This window comes from Pseudomonas sp. MRSN 12121 (assembly GCF_000931465.1).
Lineage (GTDB): Bacteria > Pseudomonadota > Gammaproteobacteria > Pseudomonadales > Pseudomonadaceae > Aquipseudomonas.
Genome location: NZ_CP010892.1, coordinates 5,606,147 through 5,628,586, shown reverse-complemented (window position 1 = coordinate 5,628,586; position 22,440 = coordinate 5,606,147). Strand labels below are relative to the sequence as shown.

Annotated in this window: 18 protein-coding genes and 1 CRISPR repeat array; of the genes, 8 read left to right on the top strand and 10 right to left on the bottom strand. The window is 64.2% G+C overall.

Annotated elements, in window-relative coordinates; all coding sequences use genetic code 11:
- Window positions 1-18 precede the first annotated feature (18 nt).
- The 6 genes from TO66_RS25525 (at window position 19) to TO66_RS25500 (ending at window position 5,703) form a co-directional block, all read left to right on the top strand.
- On the top strand, window positions 19-975 hold the full coding sequence (locus tag TO66_RS25525; RefSeq protein ID WP_044464884.1) for a fatty acid desaturase: 957 nt from the start codon (window positions 19-21) through the stop codon (window positions 973-975).
- Between the two features lie 48 nt (window positions 976-1,023).
- Window positions 1,024-1,521 carry an HIT family protein gene (locus tag TO66_RS25520; RefSeq protein WP_044464883.1) on the top strand — a complete coding sequence of 166 codons (498 nt, stop codon included), beginning with the start codon at window positions 1,024-1,026 and terminating at the stop codon, window positions 1,519-1,521.
- A 112-nt stretch (window positions 1,522-1,633) separates the two neighbouring features.
- The gene (locus tag TO66_RS25515; RefSeq protein WP_044464882.1) at window positions 1,634-3,148 is read left to right on the top strand and encodes an NAD(P)/FAD-dependent oxidoreductase; all 1,515 of its coding nucleotides are present in this window, start codon (window positions 1,634-1,636) and stop codon (window positions 3,146-3,148) included.
- Entirely contained in the window at window positions 3,145-3,528 is a 384-nt protein-coding gene (locus TO66_RS25510) for a hypothetical protein (protein ID WP_044464881.1), read from the top strand. The genes TO66_RS25515 and TO66_RS25510 overlap by 4 nt, the downstream gene beginning before the upstream one ends.
- Before the next feature lie 160 nt (window positions 3,529-3,688).
- Window positions 3,689-4,504: a carbon-nitrogen hydrolase family protein gene (locus TO66_RS25505; RefSeq protein WP_044464880.1), complete on the top strand. Its 816-nt coding sequence runs from the start codon at window positions 3,689-3,691 to the stop codon at window positions 4,502-4,504.
- 104 nt (window positions 4,505-4,608) lie between these two features.
- Window positions 4,609-5,703 carry a polyamine ABC transporter substrate-binding protein gene (locus TO66_RS25500; RefSeq protein ID WP_044464879.1) on the top strand — a complete coding sequence of 365 codons (1,095 nt, stop codon included), beginning with the start codon at window positions 4,609-4,611 and terminating at the stop codon, window positions 5,701-5,703.
- A gap of 228 nt (window positions 5,704-5,931) precedes the next feature.
- On the opposite strand, the gene TO66_RS25495 is transcribed toward TO66_RS25500, so the two are convergent.
- Complete coding sequence (locus TO66_RS25495) at window positions 5,932-7,200, bottom strand: glycoside hydrolase family 68 protein (protein ID WP_044464878.1); 1,269 nt, start codon at window positions 7,198-7,200, stop codon at window positions 5,932-5,934.
- A 401-nt stretch (window positions 7,201-7,601) separates the two neighbouring features.
- Here TO66_RS25495 and TO66_RS25490 point away from each other — a divergent pair, with 401 nt between their 5' ends.
- Window positions 7,602-8,423 (top strand): amidohydrolase family protein, encoded by an 822-nt coding sequence (locus TO66_RS25490; RefSeq protein ID WP_044464877.1) that lies wholly within the window; start codon window positions 7,602-7,604, stop codon window positions 8,421-8,423.
- Between the two features lie 8 nt (window positions 8,424-8,431).
- On the opposite strand, the gene TO66_RS25485 is transcribed toward TO66_RS25490, so the two are convergent.
- From TO66_RS25485 to cas1f, 7 genes are all read right to left on the bottom strand, one after another.
- Window positions 8,432-9,682: an aspartate aminotransferase family protein gene (locus TO66_RS25485; RefSeq protein ID WP_044464876.1), complete on the bottom strand. Its 1,251-nt coding sequence runs from the start codon at window positions 9,680-9,682 to the stop codon at window positions 8,432-8,434.
- Between the two features lie 192 nt (window positions 9,683-9,874).
- Window positions 9,875-10,296: a CRISPR direct-repeat array (repeat unit 28 nt; unit sequence TTTCTGAGCTGCCTATACGGCAGTGAAC).
- 130 nt (window positions 10,297-10,426) lie between these two features.
- Window positions 10,427-10,990: a type I-F CRISPR-associated endoribonuclease Cas6/Csy4 gene (gene cas6f / locus TO66_RS25480; protein WP_044464875.1), complete on the bottom strand. Its 564-nt coding sequence runs from the start codon at window positions 10,988-10,990 to the stop codon at window positions 10,427-10,429.
- Window positions 10,991-10,993: 3 nt separating this feature from the next.
- The gene (gene csy3 / locus TO66_RS25475) at window positions 10,994-12,016 is read right to left on the bottom strand and encodes a type I-F CRISPR-associated protein Csy3 (protein ID WP_044464874.1); all 1,023 of its coding nucleotides are present in this window, start codon (window positions 12,014-12,016) and stop codon (window positions 10,994-10,996) included.
- 31 nt (window positions 12,017-12,047) lie between these two features.
- Window positions 12,048-13,034: a type I-F CRISPR-associated protein Csy2 gene (gene csy2, locus TO66_RS25470; RefSeq protein WP_044464873.1), complete on the bottom strand. Its 987-nt coding sequence runs from the start codon at window positions 13,032-13,034 to the stop codon at window positions 12,048-12,050.
- Window positions 13,027-14,409, bottom strand: coding sequence for a type I-F CRISPR-associated protein Csy1 (gene csy1 / locus TO66_RS25465; protein WP_044464872.1), 1,383 nt, complete (start codon window positions 14,407-14,409; stop codon window positions 13,027-13,029). The genes csy2 and csy1 overlap by 8 nt, the downstream gene beginning before the upstream one ends.
- A gap of 205 nt (window positions 14,410-14,614) precedes the next feature.
- Window positions 14,615-18,025 (bottom strand): type I-F CRISPR-associated helicase Cas3f, encoded by a 3,411-nt coding sequence (cas3f, locus tag TO66_RS25460; RefSeq protein WP_044464871.1) that lies wholly within the window; start codon window positions 18,023-18,025, stop codon window positions 14,615-14,617.
- On the bottom strand, window positions 18,022-18,999 hold the full coding sequence (gene cas1f, locus TO66_RS25455; protein WP_044464870.1) for a type I-F CRISPR-associated endonuclease Cas1f: 978 nt from the start codon (window positions 18,997-18,999) through the stop codon (window positions 18,022-18,024). Before cas1f ends, cas3f begins: the two co-directional genes overlap by 4 nt.
- A 242-nt stretch (window positions 19,000-19,241) precedes the next feature.
- Between cas1f and vapB the strand changes: the two genes are divergently transcribed.
- Window positions 19,242-19,478 (top strand): type II toxin-antitoxin system VapB family antitoxin, encoded by a 237-nt coding sequence (gene vapB, locus TO66_RS25450; protein ID WP_044464869.1) that lies wholly within the window; start codon window positions 19,242-19,244, stop codon window positions 19,476-19,478.
- A 49-nt stretch (window positions 19,479-19,527) separates the two neighbouring features.
- Here the strand turns inward: vapB and TO66_RS25445 are convergent, their stop codons facing one another.
- Both TO66_RS25445 and TO66_RS25440 read right to left on the bottom strand, forming a co-directional pair.
- Window positions 19,528-21,462, bottom strand: a complete 1,935-nt coding sequence (locus TO66_RS25445; RefSeq protein WP_044464868.1) for an alkaline phosphatase D family protein — start codon at window positions 21,460-21,462, stop codon at window positions 19,528-19,530.
- Between the two features lie 100 nt (window positions 21,463-21,562).
- Complete coding sequence (locus tag TO66_RS25440; RefSeq protein ID WP_044464867.1) at window positions 21,563-22,171, bottom strand: LysE family translocator; 609 nt, start codon at window positions 22,169-22,171, stop codon at window positions 21,563-21,565.
- Window positions 22,172-22,440: the final 269 nt, after the last annotated feature.

Sequence of the window (22,440 nt, the reverse complement as noted above, 5' to 3'; positions counted from 1 at the left end):
ACAGAGGAAGGTCAATTCATGAGTCATTCAACCCATCACGGCGCCGCGGACCAACTGCGGCTGGCCAAGCGCGCCGAGCTGCGGGTCGACCGCGAGCGCCTGGCCCAGTTACAGGCGCTGATGCAGCCGCAGCCGCTGAAGTTCGCGCTGTGGTCGTTGCTGCATGTGCTGGTCTGGTGCGCGGCGGCGTTGTACATCCTGCTCGGCGACAACCCCTGGGGCATGGCCCTGGCGGTGCTGGTACTGGGCAACCAGCTGCATGCCTTCACCGTGCTGCAACACGACTGCGGGCATGCCAGCGCGTTCCGTTCGGCGGCGTGCAACCTGTGGCTCGGACGCTTCATGGCCTGGTTCATCGTGTTCCCGTTTTCCTCCTTCACCGAGTGCCACAAATACCATCACCGCTACCTGGGCGACCCGGACCAGGACCCCGACGACTGGAACTACACCGGCGGGGTGAAGTGGATGTTCCTGCGCATCGCCGTGTTCGTGCCGCGTTTCATCTACTTCTCCCTGGTGCGCTACGGCAAGGCGGTGCGCAACCGGGTCCTGCGCGAGCTGGCGTTCAACCTGCTGTCGATGGCGGCGATCGGCGTCTGGTGCCATAGCCAGGGCCTGCTGCTGCAATTCGTGCTGATCTTCGTCGCGCCGCTGCTGGTGCTGGCGCTGGTGATCAACCCGATATCCCGGGGCTACGAACACTTCCCCATGGCCACCCTGGAGGTGGACGACCCGCAGCGCCTGGACCTGGCGAAAAACACCGTGACCGTCAGCGACCGGCTGATCGGCCTGCTGTGGGCCAATATCAATTACCACGTCGAGCATCACATCTACCCCGGCGTGCCCTTCGTCAACCTGCCGCAACTGGCGGCGCTGCTGGCCGACAAGCCTTACCTGCGCGACCGCTGGCTGCTGGCGCGGATGTTCGCGCGACGTCCGGTAACAACTTGCACCGAACCTCGGCGGGCAGCGTGAGCTACATTTACTGCGCCCAACGGACTGCCACCCACCGAGGACTCACGGATGACCTGTATTTTCTGCCAGATCGCGGCCGACCAATTGCCCAGCGCCATGGTCTATCGCGACCCGTACTGCATGGCGTTCATGGACGTCCACCCGCTGGGCCAGGGCCATCTGCTGCTGATACCGCTGGCCCACGTGGAGAAGCTCGAACAGCTGCCCACGGTCGTGCGCCAGCACCTGTACCAGGTGTTCGACACCTTGCTCGCCGCCCAGCGGCGCGCCGGCTTCGGCGTGGAGGGCACGCACCTGATCGTCAACGACGGCAAGGCCACCAACCAGCACATTCCCCATGCCCACCTGCATCTGGTGCCGCGGCAGCGGGGCGATGGGCTGGGCTTTGGGATGCGCATGTTCATGCATTTCACCGGCATCTTCGGCCGTCGCACGCCGCTGGAAACCCTGCGGCGCCAGGCCCTGGTGATTGCCGCCGAACTCGACCCGCAGGCGCTGGAGAACCTGGCGCACCGCACCAGCCAGTTGCGCGCCGAATCGGCCTAGCCACTCGGGCCGCCGCACGGCCCGTCCTCGATCCAGCGCATTGCGCAAACGCCAGCCGGGCATGGGCTGTGGACAGTCGCGCCCGGTGTTTTTGCCGACAGGAGTCAGGAACATGAGTGCGTTATCCAAGGAGCAGGCCGATCCGGCGCGGGTCTACCGGGTGCTGATCATCGGTGCCGGGTTTTCCGGGATCGGCATGGCGATCAAGCTGCGCGAGCGCGGCGAGGAGGATTTTCTCGTCCTCGAACAGGAGGCCGGCGTCGGCGGTACCTGGTGGGTCAACCAGTACCCCGGGTGCGCCTGCGACATTCCCTCCCACCTGTATTCGTTTTCCTTCGAGCCCAACCCCGGCTGGTCGCGGCGCTATTCGCCGCAGCCGGAGATCCGCGACTACCTCAAGCACTGCGCCGACAAATACCGGGTGCTGCAACACTGCTGCTTCGACACCCGGGTCACCGGCCTGCGCTGGCTGGAAGAACGCGCGCTGTGGCAGGTGACGGACGCCCGCGGCGGCGTGCGCTTCGCCCAGGTGGTGGTGGCCGGCACCGGGGCCCTGTCGACCCCGGATTACCCCCGGTTGCCGGGGCTGGAGCGTTTCAAGGGCCGGGTCTTCCATTCCCAGCGCTGGGATCACGACTACGACCTGGCCGGCAAGCGGGTCGGGGTGATCGGCACCGGCGCCTCGGCGATCCAGTTCGTGCCGCAGATCCAGCCACGGGTGGCCAGCCTGGCAGTGTTCCAGCGCACGCCGCCGTGGATCATCCCCAAGCCGGACCGGGCGTTCTCCGGCATGGCCCAGCGCCTGCTGCGGCGATTTCCGGCGCTGCAGCGGCTGCTGCGCGGGCTGATCTACACCGCCCATGAAACCCGGGTCCTGGGCTTCGTGTTCAATCCGCGGCTGATGGGCCTGCACCAATGGCTGGCGCTCAACCTGCTGCGGCGCCAGGTCAAGGACCCGGAGCTGCGCCGGCGCCTGACCCCCGACTACCGCATCGGCTGCAAGCGCATCCTGTTGTCCAACGACTATTTTCCGGCCCTGGCCCAGGCCAACGCGCGGCTGGTCACCAGCGGCATCCGCGAAGTCACCGAGGATGCGCTGGTCACCGTCGACGGCCAGCGCCACGTCCTGGACGCGCTGATCCTCGGCACCGGCTTCAAGGCCCGCATGCCGTTCCCGGCGGGGATGATCCTCGGGCGCGGCGGGGTGGACATCGTCGAGACCTGGCAGCAGGGCAGCGAAGCCTACAAGGGCACTACGGTCAGCGGCTTTCCCAACCTGTTCCTGCTGATGGGGCCCAACACCGGCCTGGGGCACAACTCCATCGTCTACATGATCGAGTCGCAGATCGCCTACATCCTCGGCGCCCTGGAGACCCTGCAACGGCTGGGGGTGACCAGCCTCGACGTCGATCCGCAGGCCCAGGAACGGTTCAACCAGGGCCTGCGCGACAGGCTGCGCGGCACGGTGTGGAGCGTCGGCAGTTGCCAGAGCTGGTACCGGGACCCGCACAGCGGGCGCAATGTCGCCCTGTGGCCGGGGTTCACCTGGCAGTTCCGCCGGCAGACCCGGCGTTTCGATGCCGAGGCCTACCGCCTCACCGCCCCCATCCAAGGAGTGAAACCATGAGCCATCCGGGCAAGAGCGTGTTGCTGTTCGGCCTGTACATGTTGCTGCTCGGCGCCGCGCTGGTGCTGGCGCCCAACCTGCTGTTGCCGCTGTTCGGCTTTGCCCCGACCGACGAGGTGTGGATCCGGGTGATGGGCCAGCTGGCGCTGTACCTGGGGGTGTATTACGTGTGGGCCGGCTATACCGAACGGCGCGAATTCATGGCCCTGACCGTGGCCATCCGCCTGTCGGTGCCGCTGTTCTTTGCCGCCTTCGTCACCGCCGGGCTGGTAGCGCCAGTGCTGTTGCTGCTGGCCCTGCCGGACCTGTGCAGCGCGCTGTGGACCTGGCGTGCGCTGAAGGCGCCGCAGGCTTCGCGCCAGCCGCTGGGGAGCGCCTGAACCCTCACGCCTGGTGCTGACCGCCCCGTCGACTAACCCCGGCGGGGTACTCTCTTGAAGTGATTACCTTGCGGCCGCGGGCCCTCCATACTCGCTGCCAGCCCGCCGGGTGCCGCCAATGCGGCGTTCCAGGACCCGCCGGCACTTCAAGGGACCCACAATGAAAATTGAACTGATGCAACTGGCCGGCCGCGACGGTGACACGGCCTACAACCTTGAGCGGGTCCTGCGGGGCATTGCCGACTGTGCTGACGACATCGACCTGCTGGTATTCCCGGAGACCCAGATCAGCGGTTTTGCCAATCGGCAGCAGTTGCCCGAGGTGGCCGAGGCCGTGGACGGGCCGAGCATCCAGGCGGTGTTGCGGGCCGTGCGCGAGAAGGGGGTCGCGGTGGTGGTCGGCATCGCCGAAGCCGCCGCCGGTCACTACTACAACACCTCGCTGCTGGTGACCCCCGAAGGGATAGCGACGAGTTATCGCAAGACCCATCTGTGGCCCGACGAGCGCGGCCTGTTCCAGCCGGGCGATCGCTACACCACCGTGCTCTGGCGGGGTGTGCGGGTCGGGCTGCTGATCTGCTACGACATCGAACTGCCCGAAACCGCCCGTGCCCTCGGCCAATTGGGCGCCGAACTGATCCTGGTGAGCAACGGCAACATGGACCCCTACGGCCCGGTGCACCGCACCGCGATCATGGCCCGGGCCCAGGAGAACCAGGCGTTCGCGGTGATGGCGAACCGCGTCGGCGATGGCGGCGATGGCCTGGTGTTCGCTGGCGGCAGCGCGGTGGTCGACCCCTTCGGCCGGATGCTGTTCGAGGCCGGTCGCGACGAGTGCCGGCAGGTGCTGGAACTCGATCTCGGGCAACTCAAGGCTGCCCGCCGCGACTACGACTACCTGCGCGACCGGCGCCTGCACCTGCCCGGCGAATGCGTCGAACATGCCGACGGCCGTCGCGAGTTGTTGATTCCCTAAGTCCCACCGCTGTTTTTCCGCCGCTTTCGGCCCTGCCATAACAATCCACAATCAGCAGGCGCGGTACACGTCCGTGGACGGGTGCCAACGCTCGGAGCCCTCAGATGAATGCTATCCGTTGTTTACCCCTGGCCCTGGTCGCACTGTTCGGTTTCGCTACGGCCCAGGCCGCCGAACCGAGCGTGCACTTCTATAACTGGTACGACTACATCGCCCCGGACACGCCCGGCCAGTTTCACAAGGAAACCGGCATCAGCGTGCTGCAGGACACCTTCGACAACAGCGACGTGATGCAGAGCAAGCTGATGGCCGGACGCAGCGGCTATGACGTGGTGGTGGCCAGCAGTGACCTGTTGCCGAACCTGATCAAGGCCGGGGTGCTCCAGGAGCTGGACCGCAGCCAGCTGGGCAACTGGTCGCACCTGGACCCGGCGATGCTGGCCAAGGTGCAGAGCAACGACCCCGGCAACCGCTTCGCCGCGCCTTACCTGTGGGGCACCACGGGCATCGGCTACGACGCCGACAAGGTCAAGGCGCTGCTCGGCGACCAGGCGCCGGTGGACTCCTGGGACCTGATCTTCAAGGAAGAGAACCTGGCCAGGCTCGGCCAGTGCGGGGTCGCCATGCTCGATGCCCCGGGGGAAATCATCCCGATCGCCCTGCATTACCTGGGCCTGCCCTACAACAGCCAGAACCCCGAGGACTACAAGAAGGCCGAGGCCTTGTTGCTCAAGGTGCGCCCGCATATCCGCTACTTCGACTCGTCAAGATTCATCACCGACCTGGCCAACGGCAACATCTGCGTGGTGGTCGGCTGGAGCGGCGGGGTGTTCGATGCCCAGGTCGCTTCGCAGAAGGCCAACAACGGCCGTCATCTGCTCTACAGCATTCCTCGTGAGGGCGGGCCGGTCTGGATGGAAAACCTGGTCCTGCTCAAGGATGCGCCGCATCCACAGGACGGCCTGAAGTTCATCGACTACCTGCTGCGCCCGTCCGTGATTGCCCAGTCATCCGACTACCTGGGCTACCCCAACGCCAACCGCGATGCCACTGCCCTGGTGGACCCGAAGATCCGCGACAACCGCGAGGTCTATCCTTCCGCCGAGGTGATGGCCACGCTGTTCCCGCTGGAACCGCTGCCGCTGAAGATGGAGCGGGTACGCACCCGGGTGTGGAGCAAGGTCAAGACCGGGAACTGACCCGGGAAGGCCGCTGCGGGCCGGAGAGAGGAGGGCGCTGCTGCGGTTTGCGCAAGCAGGAGCAGAACTGGCTACATCCGTGTAGCCAGCTCCGAAGGGGCGGTACTACGCATTGTTCAATAAAGCTCCTGAGCAAAGTCGCAGTGAGTCAGGCCGGATATCTCGATCATATCCACGACGGGTTCTTCATCGAACTCGAACCCGCTGCCTGAGCGCCCTGTGTCGCTATTACTTGAGCGTTACATCGAGCATCGGCGGGATGTAGCCATAGTCGTACTCGGCCACCACGAAGGTCTGCTGGCCTTTGATCCTGATCTCCACCGTCGGTGCTTCGGTGCCGCCGATACGGATGCCGCCATCGGCGGTCGGTACGCTGTCGATGAAGGAGGTCACCAGGCCGTTGGGCATCACACAATGCGAGTAGGTCTGGAACGGCTGGGACGATGGATTGCCCAGTACCAGGCCGGAACCGTTCAACGGCACGTAGGGGCCGAACAGCGAGTCCGCGACGAAACCGTACACCCCGTCCGGCCCGGTCACCCCGTCGGCATAGGTGAAGGTGTGGCTGATGGTGAACAGGTAGTACTTGCCGTCCTGGAACACGAAGTGCGGGCGTTCGGTCTGGTCGTTGACGCCGACCGCGGTCAGCAGCGGCGGCAGCATTTCCCAGTCGTCGCCGTCTTCGTCGCGGGCCACGGCGATACCGACGCAGGCGGTCTGGAAGCGCGAGTTGCCGACGTCTTCATGGCCGGGCGGCACATCGCCGATTTCCGCTTCGCCGACCTTGTGCGAGCCGCGCTCGCCGGCCACGTTGCCCTCGAACAGCATGTACAGCTTGCCGTCGTTGGGGTCGCGAAACGGCCACGGGTCGCGGAAACCCCAGAACGGGTTCTGTGCTTCGGTCTGGTACATCTTGCCGTCGGCCTCGAACAGCGGCTTGACCTTCTCGAAGCCGACCAGGCTGACGCCATGCTCGGTGGTGACCACGCGGCCCCGTACCTTGACGATGGTCGCGCCCGGCGTGACGGCGGTGTAATACAGGTCCACCTCACCCCGTTCGTTCAACAGGACCGGTGTGCCGGCCCATTCGCGAACGGTCGGCGAGACCCCTTCGGCCATGACCCGGCCGCCGAGCTCCCAGTCCTTGCCGGTACGGGAAAACCAGTAGTACATCTTTGCCCGGCCGTGGCGGTCGTTCCAGTCGCGGGTGATGTCGTAGTTGCCGTTTTCATCGAGGTACTGCGGGTCGTTCGGATGACGATCGGCGGTCAGGGTGAAGATCACCGACCAGCCGTCGACGGAGGTTATGTTTCCGTCCATGTCGCGCAGCGGCATGGTGTCCCAGATGAATACTTGGTCGCTCAGGACCGGGAAGTCCGCGCTGACCAGCGGCTGGGTGGTGGTGGGATCGTCCGCATGGACTTTCAGCGCATCGGCGCGGGTCCACAGGCTGGGCCGATGGGGTGTTTTGCCAAATTTCTCAGGATTGTTTTGCATAGGAATTACCTCGTCCGTGAATGGATGCGGATAAATAACGCATCAGAAATACTGTATGTGCATACAGCAATTTCATCTTGGGCGAGTCGGTTTTTCGGGTCAAGGATGAATTTGCATTTATGCATAATTGGCGCTTTTGCATAAGCTGATACGTTTCAGCTTGAGGAGTTTATAGAAGTTGGTTTTCTGCCAGTTCCACGACGATGCCTGCAAAGTTCATTCTTGCAACCGCTGGTCGGGCCGAGGGCAGGAAGGGAAGTGGGGACAGGGAAAAGGGCGGAGGCGCAGGCTGGACGGATCGGTCAACGCCGCCGAGCGCTGCGAACATTGTCGCTGTCATCTCACGGACGTAGCCTGAATCGCTCTTCGCCTGGATCACTGTCAGCAGAGGGGATAGGTCAATGAAAGGAGCCATCGACGCCTGGGCACAACCGGCCAACGGCCGGGCACGGCAATTGTTGCCGGAGGTGGTGCGGCTGTTCGAGAAGTCGGGTTCGGCGCGCTGGCTGGACCAGCCGCTGAGCATCGAACAGACCGTCGAGCTGATGGACCAGGCCGGGGTGGAGAAGCTGATGCTGGCGGCCTGGTGCCGGCCGGAGCGCTGGGTGTTCAGCAACGATGAAGTCGCGGCCTATACCCGGGCCTATCCCGAGCGGTTCGTGGGCGTGGCCGCGGTGGACCTGAGCCGGCCGATGGCGGCGCTGGCCGAGTTGCAACGGGCTGTCGAGGAACTGGGCTGCAAGGCCCTGCGCATCGTGCCCTGGCTGTGGAAACTGCCGCCCAACCACCGCCTGTATTACCCGCTGTACGCCAAGTGCGTGGAGCTGGGCATCGCCTTCTGCACCCAGGTGGGCCACACCGGCCCGCTGATGCCTTCGGAAACCGGGCGGCCGGTGCCCTATCTGGACGAGGTGGCGCTGGACTTTCCGGAGCTACGAATCGTCGCCGGGCATATCGGCCACCCCTGGACCGACGAAATGATCGGCCTGGCCTGGAAGCACGACAACCTCTACATCGACACCTCGGCCTACCTGCCGGCCTATTACCCGCCGCAGCTGCTGCACTTCATGCGCACCTACGGCCAGGACAAGGTGCTGTTCGGCAGCAACTTCCCGCAGCTGCCGTTCGACAAATGCATGGCCCAGGTCAAGGCGCTGGAGTTGCCCGCCGAAGTGCAGGAGCAATTCCTGCACGGCAATGCGCGGCGGGTGTTTCAGCTGTAGGCCGCCGGTTATTCCAGCCGTGCCAGGCAGGCCTGCAGGATATCCAGGCCTTCCTCCAGCACTTCGGATTCGATGGTCAGCGGCGCCAGCAGGCGGACGATGTGCCGCGCCTTGCCGCTGGGCATCAATAGCAGGCCGGCTTCCCGGGCGGCAACCAGCAGCGCGCTCAGTTGCTCCGGGGCCGGTGAGCCATCGGCCTTGACCAGCTCGATGCCGCGCATGGCGCCGACCCCGGTCAGGCGCCCGAGGTAGGGCGTCAGGCGCTCGGCCTGCCAGCGCTGGTAGCGGCTGACAATCGCCTGCTCCTGGCGTTCGCCCCAGGCTTGCAGGTTCGAGTCGCTCATTTCTTCCAGGGTCGCCATGGCCGCCGCGCAGGCGATCGGGTTGCCGGAATAGGTCCCGCCCAGGCCACCCCTGGGCAGGTTGTCCAGCAAGGCCTTGCGCCCGAGCACCGCGCCCAGCGGCACGCCGCCGGCGATGCTTTTGCCCAGCAGCACCAGGTCCGGCTCGATCCCCAGGCGCGAGAACGCGAAGCGCTGGCCGGTGCGGCCGAAACCGGACTGGATTTCATCGACGATCAGCAGGATGCCCTGCTCGTCGCAGAAGCGCCGCAGGGCCTTGGCGAAGGTGCTGTCCAGGGCCAGGAAACCCGCCTCGCCCTGCACCGGCTCGACGATGAAACAGGCCACTTCGGCGACGTCGATCTCGACGCTGAACAAACGCTGCATGGCCTTCAGCGCGTCCTCGCAGGTCACGCCGTTGTCCGCGCTGGGGTAGGGCAAGTGATACACCGGGCCGGGCAGCACGCCGATTTTCTGCTTGTAGGGCGCGACCTTGCCATTGAGGTTGAGGGCCGCCAGGGTGCGGCCATGGAAACCGCCGTCGAAGGCGATCACCGCCGTGCGCCCGGTGGCGCCGCGGACGATCTTCAAGGCATTCTCCGCCGCCTCCGCGCCGCTGTTGGTGAGCATGCCACTGACCGGATACCCCAGCGGCACGAACCGCGCCAGCCGCTCCATGAATTCCACGTAAGGCCCATGGGGCGCCGCGTTGAACGCATAGTGAGTCAGCCGGGTGGCCTGCTGTTGAATCGCCGCCACCACCCGCGGATGGCAATGCCCCAGGTTGAGCACGCCAATCCCCCCGACAAAATCGATATAACGCCTGCCATCCTCGTCCCACACCTCGGCATTGCAGCCATGGCTCAGGCGGATGGGATGCACGATGGAAATCGACTGGCTGATGCTTTCGCTGCTCATGGACTAAAGGCTCTGGCTAGCTGGAACGTGGGAGCTATCTAAGCCAGGAGCGAGGTGGGGTCGCAAACGAAATAAAGTGCGGGGGTCAGTATGAAAATTCTGGTTGGGGATTGGGGGGCTTTCTATAGGGTAGGGAGGAGCTGGCTATGCGGCAGTGAACGAACTCGGCCTGTATGACGCGGACGGGGATCTTTTCTGAGTGGCCTACACGGCAGTGAACAAAGAGACCTCCGTCCTGCGCGACGGCGAACTTTTCTGAGCTGTCTACACGGCAGTGAACTCACCGGTGGCCGCTGCCTACACGGCAGTGAACGACGAAGCGCTGGCCGGCAAGTACACCCACAATTTCTGAACTGCCTACACGGCAGTGAACTAGATCGAGCGGCAGGATTTCCCGCTGCGCCCTTTCTGAGCTGCCTATACGGCAGTGAACGGTTCGATAATGATCACCGGGTCATTGTTCTCGTTTCTGAGCTGCCTATACGGCAGTGAACATCACCCACTTCTGGCCGGGGCCGTCGGGGTTTTTCTGAGCTGCCTATACGGCAGTGAACTTCACTGGCCACCCCGGGCGCCTCCTGGCCCTTTTCTGAGCTGCCTATACGGCAGTGAACTCGACCATAAACTCCCTAACCATTTGTTCCCGAAGAAAAACTACCCCAAAACCAGGTTTTCAGGCTTTTTTTGAGACCCCACGTAAGTCCTTGATTTTACGTGGGGCATTTCGGTCGGGGGAAAAGAGGGTCAGAACCAGGGGACGGTTGCCGTGCTGCTCAAGCCATAGCTGCCGAAGCGGCCGGGTTGCGGGGTGTCGAGCAAGGGGCCGTGGCGGATGAACAGGCGAAAGACCTGGCCGCTGCCGTGGCTGCGCAGTTGCGCGAAGGGCAGGTTGCAGTGCTTGGCGGCGGTGTCGGGGATGCGTTCGCGCGCCTGGGCTTCGCTCAGGGCATGGCGCTTGATCAAGCGGCGGCGCAGGCGTTCGGGGTTGCTGTCCACCTGGACCCGGCTGACGTGGCGGTAGCGCACGTTGGCGGGCACCGGGCTTGGCTTGCCCACCTGCACGTGATCGCGCATGCCGCTCAGCCAGTTCAGCGCCAGCAGGCTGGCGAGCGCCTGGGCGCTGCCGTGCAGGCGCAGGTGCGCGCCGAGGTTGCGGGCCGGGTTGTCGATCTGCGGAAAGCTGATCCCGATATCGTCTCGGCGCAGGTCATGCAGGCCGCGGTGCAGCTTGGACAACAGGGCACTCATCAACTGCGTCGCCGCGAACTCCGGGTCGGCGCGCAGTTGCAGGTCGATGTAGTGGTCCATGGCTTAGCCCGCCTCGCCGAAGACGCCGCCACGAATCAGGGTCGCGATCACGAAATGTTGCTGGTCGAGGGCGGGGACCTTGTCCTTGAGGACCCAGTTGTCCAGCAGGGTGTAGAAGTCATCGTTGGTCTTGCGCGGCTGCCGGTAGGCTTTGCCTTGGGTGGTCACCGAGCCGTAGGGTTCCACGGCGATCGGGCCGTTGACGTCGGCCTGCTGGTACCAGGTGTCGATACTGCGGATGGCGTTGCCGATCTTTTGTGAGTGAAGGCCAGCCACGTCGTTGACCTGATAGAGCGTCTTGCTTTTGTCGCCGCGTCCGCGCTCCAGGATCAATTCCTGGGAAGGGAAGACTTCCTGGCCGACGCCCATGCGCACATAGGCGGTGATCCCCAGCAGTACATGCTGGTGACCGGCCAGGCCCTGGGCGATCAGTTGGCCCACCTGGTCCAGCGCGCCCGCGCTTTCGGCGCTGGCGTCGAAGTCGCGCAGGGACAGGGCCAGGCCGTCGAAGGTCCACTCGCTGGCGGCCTGGCCGTCGACCAGATGGGCGATGTGGACTTCTACCTGCTCCGCGCCGATGCGGTTGCGCCACAGGAAACGACCGTTGGCCAGGTTGTGGGCATAGCGCCGCGCCAGCTCCTGGAAGCCGTTGGCCTGCACGTAGCTGTCGACGGTGGCGAGCAGTTTTTGTCGGTAGTCGAAGTCATTGCAGGCCGAGGGCTGGCCGGTGCCGCCCAGTACCCGCAGGGTAAAGCTGACGCGCAGGGTGTCGGCGTCATGGGGCAGGGCGGCGACGTCGACGGTTTGCAGGTTGGGGTTCTCGATGGCGGCGTCGAGTTTCGCCGGGTCCTGGTCCTTGGTTTTCAAACGGTTGGAAATGGTGCCACGCACCGACTTCTCGCGGATGGCCACGGGCGTCCATTGCTTGCGCGAGTGCCAGTCGCCAGCATGAAACAACGCGTCGGAGGGATCTAGCTTGCGCTCGAAGGCGAGCACGGAAGCGGTCTTGAGTGTGTCGTTAGCCATAGTCAGCATCCTTTATGAAGTAGGCGATGAATCAGTCGAGGTCGTACAGCGCGGTAGGTCGGTAATCGTTGTGGCAGCGATACAACCCCTGTTCGGGGTGCGAGTCGGCATACCAGAGCAGTTGTTGCGGCGATTGCAGGCGGTGCGGGCTGATCCATTGGCCGATGCCGTACAGGCTCTCGACGAAACGGAAAGCGGTGTGCCCGTCGCGGGCGTTGCTCACCGAGCCTGGTTCCAGCACCTCGCCCAATGCCCCATAGCCGACCGGGATCGGCACGATCCAGCCCAGGTTTTCCCGGTCGTGGGTCCAGTTGCCTTTGCTTGCGCCGTCCTCGGCGTCTGGCGCGTAGTTCCAGTTGATACGGGACAAGGACAGCCAGGCGTCCAGCTTGGTCGCCTCAGGGGTAGTGGCTTGCAGCGCCTGATGGCGTTGCTCCAGCAGGTCCTGGCGATCGACCAGCACGAAGCCCGGCAGCAGGCGCAGCTTGGCGCGGTTGAACAGTTCGTGGCGGGCGCTTTCATCGCCGGTCAGGGGCAGCAGATAAGGTCGCTGTCTGCCGGGAGTCGCCGTGGAGGGAATCACGCTGCCGCCGGCGATCCGCATCTGTAGCAGCAGGTCGCGTACTTGCCGGGCGAGCTCGTCGCCAGTGCCAGGGGCGGTGTTGAGCGCTTCGCTCTGGACGGCCAGCACCAGGCTGATTTCCAGGTGGATGCGCCCCTCTTCGACAATGGCTGCGGTGCTGCCATCCCGGTTAATCGGGTTGCGGGTCAGGCGCAGGGTATTGATGAAGCCGTCTGCGGTGATCTGTTCTTGATGGCGGTGGACGACCACGCCGATGGCATTGAACTGAAGGTCCAGCCCGGCGGCCGAGGTCTTGCGCTCCAGGGCCCACATCAGGCCGAGAAAGGCGGTCATCGAGGGAAACCCGTGGGTCAGCGGGCTGGACAGCGCATTGGCGTTTTGTACACGCAGGCGCGGGATGATCAGCAGGTGCTCGAAGGCTGGGCAGTCAATCATGGAGGGGCTCCGGGCCATTGCTTGAAGGGCGGACGCGGCGTTGCATCGGCGCGGGCCACTCGGCGTCGATCAGCGCTTGCCTGGCCCAATGGGCATGCTCGACATCGCCCACCGGCAGGCCGCGTTGCTGGAGAATGGCGTTCAGCCAGTTGCCGAAGCGGTGGGCGACCTGGTCGGGCCAGTCCTTGAATTCGAAGGCGGCATTGAAGGCCTGGTCTTGCTCCTGGTGATCGTCGCGCAACGGCAATTCGGTACGTCGCGGATCGAGCCACAGTTGTTCGCACAGCGGCAGTTCACAATCGCGGTGGCGGCTCCACCCTGGCTCCAGCCGTTCGCGACTGGCCAGGCCGAACGCCGCCAGTGCCTGGCCCAGGCCCTGTTCCAGGCGCGTTCCGCGTTCCAGGCGTTCGCGTTGGAGTCGGGTAGCCAGGGTCTTGGGGGGATCGCTTTCCAGCAAGGCGCATAGCCCCTGAATCAGTTCCTCGACCCCTTCGAATCGGCGAAAGCGCTCGAATACGGATGACTCAGACAGAAAGGGCCCAGGCTGGGCCTGCTGCCATTGGGGGGGAAGGGACGCCAGCAGGTAGTTCACACCGCCGCGCTCGCTGTTGAGTTGGCTGACGTTTTGCGGCTTGGTGCCCCCGAGTTTGCGCACCACCAGGTTGCGGTAGTCGCGGTATGGCCCGTCATGAGGGACGTTGGCGCGTTTGGCCTGGCGTGCGGCCTTGTTGCTTTCGCCGAAGCGTGCGTCGTTGATTTGCGCATGCGCCGCATGGGCCAGGCTGCTGGAGAACAGCGGTTGCAGCAGGTGGAAGCCAGTGTCGTCGCCGGGTTCACCGCTGACACTCCAGTAAACCTGCTTGGCCAGCGCATGGGACGACCAGCGTTCGGCGGGGCGGATCAAGCCCTTGAAGGCGCTCGCCCATTCCCGGGCGGTGCCGGGGTCCGGATGCAGGGCCTGCAACAGGTCCTGATCGTCCTGGAGCAGCCAGTCGAGCAGCCGGCGCTCTTCGACTTCGAGCTTGAGAAATTTATAGACGTCGAGGGCGGCGGCGTTGCCGACCACATCGTCGGCGCAGTCGTTCGCCAATACGTGGGTGCCGACTTCCGCATGCCGGGGCAAGCCAGCCGGGGTGACGTGCAGGCTGCTGCCACGGGCGTCGGGGTGGGTGGCCTTGAGCACGTGGGTTACGGCCTGGATCTGCGAGACCCGCCGCGCGGCATCGGCCAGCCAGGTGCCGTAGTCGTATTTGGCGGTGGTTTGCGCGTCGGTGTCGTCGCCTTTGAGCTTGGCTTCGCGACGTTCATGGATGAAGGCGGTGATGGCGGAATGAAAGAGGGTAGAGCGTTGTGTTGGAGCAGATTCATTGTTCATGTCATGAGTCCGTTCGAATTGACGTCCAGGGGAGATGCACCAATACCTCTCAGGGAAACTGGATAGTAATCAGGTTTTTTTAAAACCAACCACGCTTTATTCGCTTTCAGATAATGCTGAATCAGCAGCTCAGAAAATGCTGTGTTTGCTTTACCTCCACTGCTGAACAAGCAGCTTCAAATAGCCGGGCAGGGTCTTGCCCGGCTTACTTTTTCTTCGTAAACCCCAGCACCGGGTGATACCGCCAGCCATAGGTGCTTTGCGGCACGCTCAGCACGGTGAAACGTTCGGCGCATTTCTCCAGCGCCAGGCCTTGCGCTTCGCCCAGCTCGCCCAGCAATGCCATCAGTTCATGCTGCCCCCAGGGTGAAATGCCCGGGCCCATCCGTGCGTCGAGGTCGACCCGCTCCAGCAGGCTACCTTCCACGGGGACGTAGATCGCCGGCTTGCCGCGTTGGGCTTGCTCGTGGATCCGGTGCAACACCAACTGTTCCTGGTCCTCATCCGGCAGAAACACCAGTTCGGTTTCCCTTAGCGTGCTTTCGCGAAAGGGTTGCTGCTGCGGCAGGGCCCAGGTCAGGGCCGCGTTGGGGTATTGCCAGGCGCAGGCAGCGTCCAGGGCCAGCTCCGGCTGCTTGACGCCGCGGCGGGGCGCCTGGGTGGCCTGGCTGCGGTCCTTGGGCAACATCCGGGCTGCGAGCCGCGCATGTTCCAGGTCGACCAGGCTGAACTTGGGCTGCCGGTCGGCTGCGGGGCGCGGCTGGATGCGCGGGCGAGCGGTCAGGGTTCGATATTCGTCTTCTGCCAACAGCTTGCCCAGGCGATGACTGGCCAGGCGGAAAGGATGGTCGATCGGGCTGTCTTCCTGCTCGAAGCCGGGCCGCACAAACGCAGCGGCTTGACCGTGCCGATCCTGGTTTTTTTCAAAGTGCCGCAGGTTGGTATCGAAAATGAAAATGTTCGGCGACTGGCAGGGCCGGTTGCGGTGGCGCTGAACCCGGCCTGCCAATTGAATCAATGAGCGCATGGACGAGGGCTCGACTATGGCCCAGTCGTAGTCGTGATCCCGGCCGACCTCTGTCACCGGCGAACCGAGGACGACGAACAGATGATTGTGCTGGGGAAAACTGTCGATAGCGCGGCGTATTTCGGGCAGTCGATAGACCGCCTGCTCGTCGCGACGGTTGAGCGCGCTGTCGAGTTGGCGCTCGATGGCCGAGCGCTGCAACAGCGGGAAGCGGGAGTGATAGACGCACAGATGGATGTGATGGTCGGCATCCGCCCCTAGCTGGAACAGCATCTGGGCGACATCGAACAAGGGGTCGATATTGGCCATGCGGACCAGGCCAAAACTGATCCGCTTGCCACTGTGCGGGCAGGTCTGGGCATGACGAGTGTGTGCCTGCAACCAGGTTTCATGCACCTGCCGGGCATAGCTCGCGCGAATCGCCTCTTTGTCGGTGGCTTCGATCTTCAGCGGCACCAGCTCGCCGCGCCGCCGTGGCTCGACTTTTTCCAGGGCCTGGACCCGACGCTCGACGAATTGCCTGTGCTGTTCGAGAAAGTGCTCCGGGTCCTGGCATTGCAACGCATGGCTGCCGAACTCGTCGACCCACAGGCAGGGGATCTCGGGCTGCGGCGCATGTTGTTCCCGGGGCGTCCCGCGATTGCGCCGATAGTGTCGGCGCCCGGCCCGATAGGCCTGGAACATGCCGTCCAGCAGGGCGGGCGGCAGGGTGGCCGAAGACAGCAGTACGCGGCTGCCGAGCATGCCCGCCCAGTGCACCAGGCGGGTCAGCGCGGGCAGATCGGCGAGGTCGAAATCATCCAGTTCGTCGAGCACCAGGTCGCTGCTCATCAGGCGCAGCATGGGGGCGATCTGCCGGCCGGCGCGTTGTGCCTCGGTGGCGGGCATCAGGTGGTCGATGGTGCATGCCAGCATCGGCGCGCTGAGCAACGAACGAATGGCCGGGTCGTCCATGGCCTTCGACAGCAAGCCATGATCGGCGCTCTGGCCTTCGTACAGGACATGGCTGTCTTCTTCGATCAGCCTTTGCGTGGAGGCCGAGCCCGTCGCCTCGGCCTGCGCCTGGAAGTGGTCGAACAGGGCACGGCTGGCGGAGCCACCGACGCGCACGGCCAACTCATCCTCGGCCAGGTGCAAATCCTGGCGATAGCTGTTCGCGGTTTGCAGGGTCAGGGTGCGCAGGCCGAGGGCGAAGGTGCAGCGCATGCCCAGCTGCGGATCGGCCAGGGCATACATGATGCGGGCGTTGGCCAGGGTCTTGCCGCACCCGGTGGAGGCCATGTTGACGATGAAGGCACCTTCGGCGAAGGCCTGCGTCCGCAGGCTGGTGGCGGCATCGCTGGCTTTGTCCTGCCAGCGAAAACGCTCCGAGGCGCTGCGCTTTTTCAGGCCCCGGTGGCGAGCCAGGCGCGGGAGATGGCGTTCGAAGCCAGGCAGGCCGTGAACGATGCTGGCGCTCAAGCGCGCGACGCCCAGCAGATGCTCATCCAGCGGTTGCTTCAAGGAGCCGTCGGTATGGGTATTGGCATACAGCAGATGGGTGTTGTCACCTCGTACCCGCTGGGCGGAATCCGGTGGCAGGGCAGAATAGTGATGGTCGGCCAGCATCAGGCTCAGGCGTGCCAGGTGCATGACATAAGGGTTGTCCAGCCAATCGCGCTTGCCGGCCTTGCCATGCAGGACCGACAGTTGTCCGGCGATTTTTGCCGCTTGCGTGCGCCATTTGGGAAAGGTCACCGGCAGCGCATGCGCAAAATTCCAGTAGGGCTCCATGGCGTCATGGGGAGCGGCACTTTTGAGTTCGTTCCACTCGTGGGTGATGCCTTCGAGCAAACGGGGCAGTTGGGCGGGATTGAAGGTCTTGGACTTCTGTCCGAACCAGGGCTGTTGCTGGTCGAGGTTGCCCTCGGCAGGAAGTACCGGCAGGCGATGATGGCTGACGACCAGCCAGGCAATGGCGCTGGCCAGAGGCGGTAGCTGGCGAAAGGGCGGTGGTGCGCTGGCGTCCAGGCCGTCTCGAAAATAGCGCTCTGCGGCGGTCCAGCTGGCGTCGTCGGCCTCCGTTGGCGCGGCCAGGCGCGCCAGCCAGGTCGGGTCGTCGTCCTGGCCGACGAAGGCGAGGAACAACCGCAGCGAAACCCATTCGTGGCGGAACAGGTTTTTCTCCGTCCTTTGCTGGCGCAAGCGTTCTTGGAAAGCGAGGCTGGCTTTGCCCAGGTCGTGCAGCAGGGCCGACAGCTGGGCCAGCAGCTTGATGTCTTGTGCGGTGTGCCAGTCGTTCTCGTCGTTTTGCCGCAGCACGTTGCGCCGAGTGATGTTGGTGGGGACCGCGCCTTGTTCGTTGAAGCGGCTGGCGTCACCGACTATCCACAGCAGTTCGCTGTGGTCGAGCCCTCTGATCCAGTGGCAGGCCACCGCCGTGTTGCGCCGCGCGGTCTTTTTCAACAAGCGCCGCAGGGTGTCGAGGCCGGCCTGGGTGATCGCGGTTTGCCAGGTCCGGTCGCCGCGGCGTTCGGCGAATTGATCGAGAATCCGCCGGGTTTCGGTCAGTGCCCGCTTGTCGCATTGGCAGATCAGCAGAATGTTCAAGGGGCTGGCGTTCCCAGTTGTTGAGCAAGCTCTTTGAGGCTGTCGATCATGAAGTCCAGGGCTTCGCTGCGGGTCAGGTTTTCGATGCAGGCCTGGCGGAAGGCCTGCTCATCGTCGCCGCGCATGGCCGAAATAAAGGCTTGCGGCAGGATGAGCCCGTCCTTGACCAGATCGGCCACGTCGAAAACCAGCCCGCCACGTCGGGTCTTGCCGTGCAGGACCGCCAGGCCATGAGGCAATCCCAATACCCAGGTGGCGGTCGCCGCCAGGCCATAAGCCAGGTAGTTGCCATGGTCGAGAAAGCGGTTGGCCGGATCGTTGCCCGTGCCGCGCTTGGCCCTGACGAAGTCGCCATACTGCATCGCATTGGCTGCCAGTTTGAACAGGCGCTTGGTCAGGCGTGCCTCTTCGGTCAGCAGGAAGCTATGGTCCGGGGCCGCGTTCAGGCGGTCCAGGGATTGCTGGAGGGCCTGTTCCAATTCCACGGGATCGATCCGAACCCCTTCCTTGGCGAACAGCCCCTTGGCTCCCCAGTGGCGTCGAACGTGTTCCAGGCGCAGTCGTTGAAAGGCCTTGGCCGCTTCCAGGCGGAGCTTGTCGTCGAACCAGAAACTGACCCAGCGCTGCAGATACTCGGTGGGGCGGTACTCGCTTTGCGGTGAGAACCAGGCGACTTCGATATCGATCTCGTTGGCACTGAACAACGGCGTGCCACCGCCACCGCAAAAACCGACCAGGACCCCGGCTCGGGCCAGTTCGCGCATGGCGGCCTGGGTCACCGAGGTGCCTGTACCCAACAGGACCGTGGTGGTATTGGCAATCGGGATATTCCAGTAGAGCGATTGTTTACCGGCGTCGGTCACGTATTCGACGCGCCCGCCGTTGACCAGTACCCGGCAGTGCTGCAGGTAATAAATGTTCGCACGCTTGGAGTGCAGGATCGTTTTCAGATCCGAGGGGCTGAAGTCTTCCATGTCTGAATCGCCAGGTGCGTCCGTTCAATAAACCGTGGGGATCGATGCGAGGAGATAGTGTGCCTTCGCCTTTCGTTTGCAAAGCTGGAGTTTGGGAGGAAGGCCAATCAGGGGCTTTGAAGAGTGCATGGGTAGGCATGCTTTTGGGCTTGGTGTCGTTAGATACACAGGGATTTGCCTTTGGCATATCCATGCTGCTCGATAGACTGGACATACATTGAACCTGTCCCGGAGGTGATGTCATGGAGCAAGGATCAGTATTCAAAAAAAACCGTGGCCAGGCTATCCGGATGCCCAAGACGGTGGCTTTTCCTGAGGAGGTCACCCGGGTAGATATCGTTGCGATAGGACGCGCCCGGATCATTACACCGGCGGGCGAAGCCTGGGACAGCTGGTTCGATGGCGAGCCAGTGAGCACGGATTTCATGGTTGAACGGGATCAGCCAGCGGAACAAGCACGTGAGGCGTTCAACCGCTAGTACGGCCGGCAGTACAGCAGCTCAGTGCCATTGATAGCGCTGACTTGTATCAGTCCTCATCCGGCGCCAGCATCCGCGTCTTCGGTGCGCCATTGGCGTTGTGCTGGTAGATCTCCCGGGGCTGGCCTTGTTCGTTGAAGAATACCTGGCCGATGCCCGCTGAGTTCCACAGGCGCTCGCCGGCTTCGCGGTGTTCGGGGCTGTAGGGCACCACGCGCATCCGTCGGCGGCGGGTGAACCAGTTCAAGGGCGAGCGTGGCGAATAGAGCCAGCGGTTGAGGCGGTCGAACCATTCCAGCAGGGTCGGCGGGAATTCGTTCTTGATGCCGCTGCTGGTGATCTGCCAGATCTTCGGGCCGCCCTTGCGATGGCGGATCAGCACTTCGTAGACGAAGGAATAATGCACGTCGCCGGAGAGAATCACGTAGTTACCCGGGGTGCGCGAGTGGCGGAAGATATTCAGGATCACCTGGGCCGCGCCGCGGTGCGCCATCCAGTTTTCCGCGTCCACCAGCAGCGGGTAGCCGCACCAGCTGAAGACCTTCTGCACCGTTTCGATCAGCTTGACGCCGAACACCGGCGCCGGTGACACGATGATCGCCGAGGGGTGATCCAGCAGTTCGTGTTGCAGTTCGCTCAGGGCTTCCCAGTCCAGCAGGCCCGAGGGCTGGCCCAGGTTGAACTCGCTGCGCCAGCGTCGGGTGCGGGTGTCCAGCACCACCAGCGCCGGGGTGGTGGGCAGGGTGTATTGCCAGTGCTGGAAGCGCAGCAACTCGTCGATCAGCCCGTCCTGGGCGTTGTAGTCCAGGCGGGGCGCAGCGCCCTGGGGTTCGGTGTGCAGCGCCTGGGTATGTTGCAGCAGCTTGGTGAAGGCGTCCGGGTTGTTGCCCCAGCCCTGGCACAGCATGTAGGCCAGCAACGCATTGCCGATGATGCGTTTGGAGAACGGGTGGCCGTAGGCGGTTTCCTCCCACTGGGCGCTGAGGTTCCAGTCGTCGGTGATGTCGTGGTCGTCGAAGATCATCAGGCACGACAGATGGGCGAAGACCCGCGCCACGCCGCCCAGACCCTTGGCGAAAGCCTCGATCCGCAGCTGTTCGCGCTGGTAGCGCTGTTGCTCCCTGGGCGCCAGTTGCGGTGGCCGAGGATCGATCAGGCGCCAGGGCACCGGCGACCAGACCAGCAGGTACATGGCCATGACCTCGGCGAAGGTCACCAGGTGGTTGTCGGCGCTGCTGCTGGTGAAAATCGGCTTCTTCACCCCGCCGAAGAAGCGTTCGCGCAGGGTCTCGTTGCTCTTGAGCGCAGGCAGCAATTCGGCGCGCTGGTAATAGCTGGCGCGATGCCGGTAAAGCGCGGCGCTGTCGTCCACCACTGCGCCTTCCAGGTGTTCGTCGAATAGCCCCAGGCGCTCGATCAAGGCATGAATCGCCCGCAACATCGGCCCGGCCACGTCGTCGGCGTACACCTGGTCGCCGGTCATCAGCATCAGCGCCGGGCGCTGCTGCGGCTCTGGCGTCTGCGCCAGCAGGCGGTCGACACAGAGCAGCCCCTCGTCCGCCGAGTGATGGGGCTTGCGGCAGGAACCGTGGAGCAGGTTGTCGATGCGGCTGTGCAGCACGAACACCGGCATCTCGGCGTCGGCATACAACAGATGGGGCGCCCAGTCGGCGATGGCGCGGGCACCGTCCGCGGCGTCGTCGATCAACAGGTCATAGGCAATCGCCACATCCTGAGGCAGGGCGCTGTCCAGGGGGACGTCAATGAGGTGAATGAAAGCCTGGCGGCCCACCGGGATGATCCGGCAATGCCGCGCCTCGAGGGATAGTTCCTGGGCCGGGCCGTTGTCGGGTTGCAGGCGCAGGGTCAACGGCAAGGCTCGCGAACCCACCAGCCACAGCACCAGCCGCGTCGGCTCCAGGCGCCGCAGCAGCGGGCCGGCGAGCACAGGGGGCAGGGTGTCCGTGGAGGTGGTCAGGGGCATACGCAATGGTGTCTCGTGGGTCGACGGGGGCGCCATGGTAGCGCAGCCGCTGTCGAAGAAATGTCGACAGCGGGCGCCGGTTCGGGCCAATTGTTTCGGATTATTTACTGGCGCTGGCCATCATCACCCCGAAGCCGAGGAAGGTCACCCCCGACAGCCTGCCGGCGATCCGCGCGCCCCGGCGGCTGGACAGCCAGCCCCTGGCACCGTTGGCCGCCAACGCATAGGCACTGTGCACCGCGATCACCAGCAGGCTGTAGGACGCCACCAGCATCAGGAACTGACGGGAGTAACTGGCTTCGGGCTGGATGAATTGCGGGAACACCGCGAGAAAGAAAAAGCCGGCCTTGGGGTTGAGCAACTGGATCGACAACGCCTCGACAAAGCGCCGCCAAGGGCGGCTCGCGCTGGCACTCAGTTCGGGGATAAAACCCTGGGTGCGCCACATTTTCACTCCCAGATACAGCAGGTACAGGGCGCCAAGGTACTTGAGCAGGGTAAAGGCCGTGGCCGAGGCGGCGAGGACCAGTCCCAGGCTGCTGGCGGAAATCCCGGCCACCACAAAGGCCCCCAGGGCGATGCCGAGGATGCCCGGCAAGGCCCCGCTCCAGCCGTGGCGCAGGGCGTTGGACAGGGTCAGCACCACCCCGGGGCCGGGGCTGAGAATGGTCAGGGTGGCCAGCAGCAGGAACAGTCCGTAACTCGCCATGGGGTACTCCGCAAAAGGGGGCGATCGAGAGGGGGAGGCAGTGCCGTGCAGGGTGACCGGGCGCTAACCCGCTGACAAACGCTTTAATTGCACCGCTGCTGTGCCTAAATCAGACCTGTACGGCCTAGCCGCCCAGTCAGCGAGGGTGATCCGCTGTTGGAGTGGTGGGTCGACACTCGATTGCTTGCGATACGGCGTATTGATTGGGTAACTGCGGCGTTCTCAAGGCCATCGCGGGCAAGCCTCGCTCCTACAATTTCCTCAACCGC

Excerpts from the sequence above, each read along its gene's own strand:
- TO66_RS25525 (WP_044464884.1), top strand. The coding sequence starts at position 19 with ATGAGTCATTCAACCCATCACGGCGCCGCGGACCAACTGCGGCTGGCC.
- TO66_RS25520 (WP_044464883.1), top strand. The coding sequence starts at position 1,024 with ATGACCTGTATTTTCTGCCAGATCGCGGCCGACCAATTGCCCAGCGCC.
- TO66_RS25515 (WP_044464882.1), top strand. The coding sequence starts at position 1,634 with ATGAGTGCGTTATCCAAGGAGCAGGCCGATCCGGCGCGGGTCTACCGG.
- TO66_RS25510 (WP_044464881.1), top strand. The coding sequence starts at position 3,145 with ATGAGCCATCCGGGCAAGAGCGTGTTGCTGTTCGGCCTGTACATGTTG.
- TO66_RS25505 (WP_044464880.1), top strand. The coding sequence starts at position 3,689 with ATGAAAATTGAACTGATGCAACTGGCCGGCCGCGACGGTGACACGGCC.
- TO66_RS25500 (WP_044464879.1), top strand. The coding sequence starts at position 4,609 with ATGAATGCTATCCGTTGTTTACCCCTGGCCCTGGTCGCACTGTTCGGT.
- TO66_RS25495 (WP_044464878.1), bottom strand. The coding sequence starts at position 7,200 with ATGCAAAACAATCCTGAGAAATTTGGCAAAACACCCCATCGGCCCAGC.
- TO66_RS25490 (WP_044464877.1), top strand. The coding sequence starts at position 7,602 with ATGAAAGGAGCCATCGACGCCTGGGCACAACCGGCCAACGGCCGGGCA.
- TO66_RS25485 (WP_044464876.1), bottom strand. The coding sequence starts at position 9,682 with ATGAGCAGCGAAAGCATCAGCCAGTCGATTTCCATCGTGCATCCCATC.
- cas6f (WP_044464875.1), bottom strand. The coding sequence starts at position 10,990 with ATGGACCACTACATCGACCTGCAACTGCGCGCCGACCCGGAGTTCGCG.
- csy3 (WP_044464874.1), bottom strand. The coding sequence starts at position 12,016 with ATGGCTAACGACACACTCAAGACCGCTTCCGTGCTCGCCTTCGAGCGC.
- csy2 (WP_044464873.1), bottom strand. The coding sequence starts at position 13,034 with ATGATTGACTGCCCAGCCTTCGAGCACCTGCTGATCATCCCGCGCCTG.
- csy1 (WP_044464872.1), bottom strand. The coding sequence starts at position 14,409 with ATGAACAATGAATCTGCTCCAACACAACGCTCTACCCTCTTTCATTCC.
- cas1f (WP_044464870.1), bottom strand. The coding sequence starts at position 18,999 with ATGGAAGACTTCAGCCCCTCGGATCTGAAAACGATCCTGCACTCCAAG.
- vapB (WP_044464869.1), top strand. The coding sequence starts at position 19,242 with ATGGAGCAAGGATCAGTATTCAAAAAAAACCGTGGCCAGGCTATCCGG.
- TO66_RS25445 (WP_044464868.1), bottom strand. The coding sequence starts at position 21,462 with ATGCCCCTGACCACCTCCACGGACACCCTGCCCCCTGTGCTCGCCGGC.
- TO66_RS25440 (WP_044464867.1), bottom strand. The coding sequence starts at position 22,171 with ATGGCGAGTTACGGACTGTTCCTGCTGCTGGCCACCCTGACCATTCTC.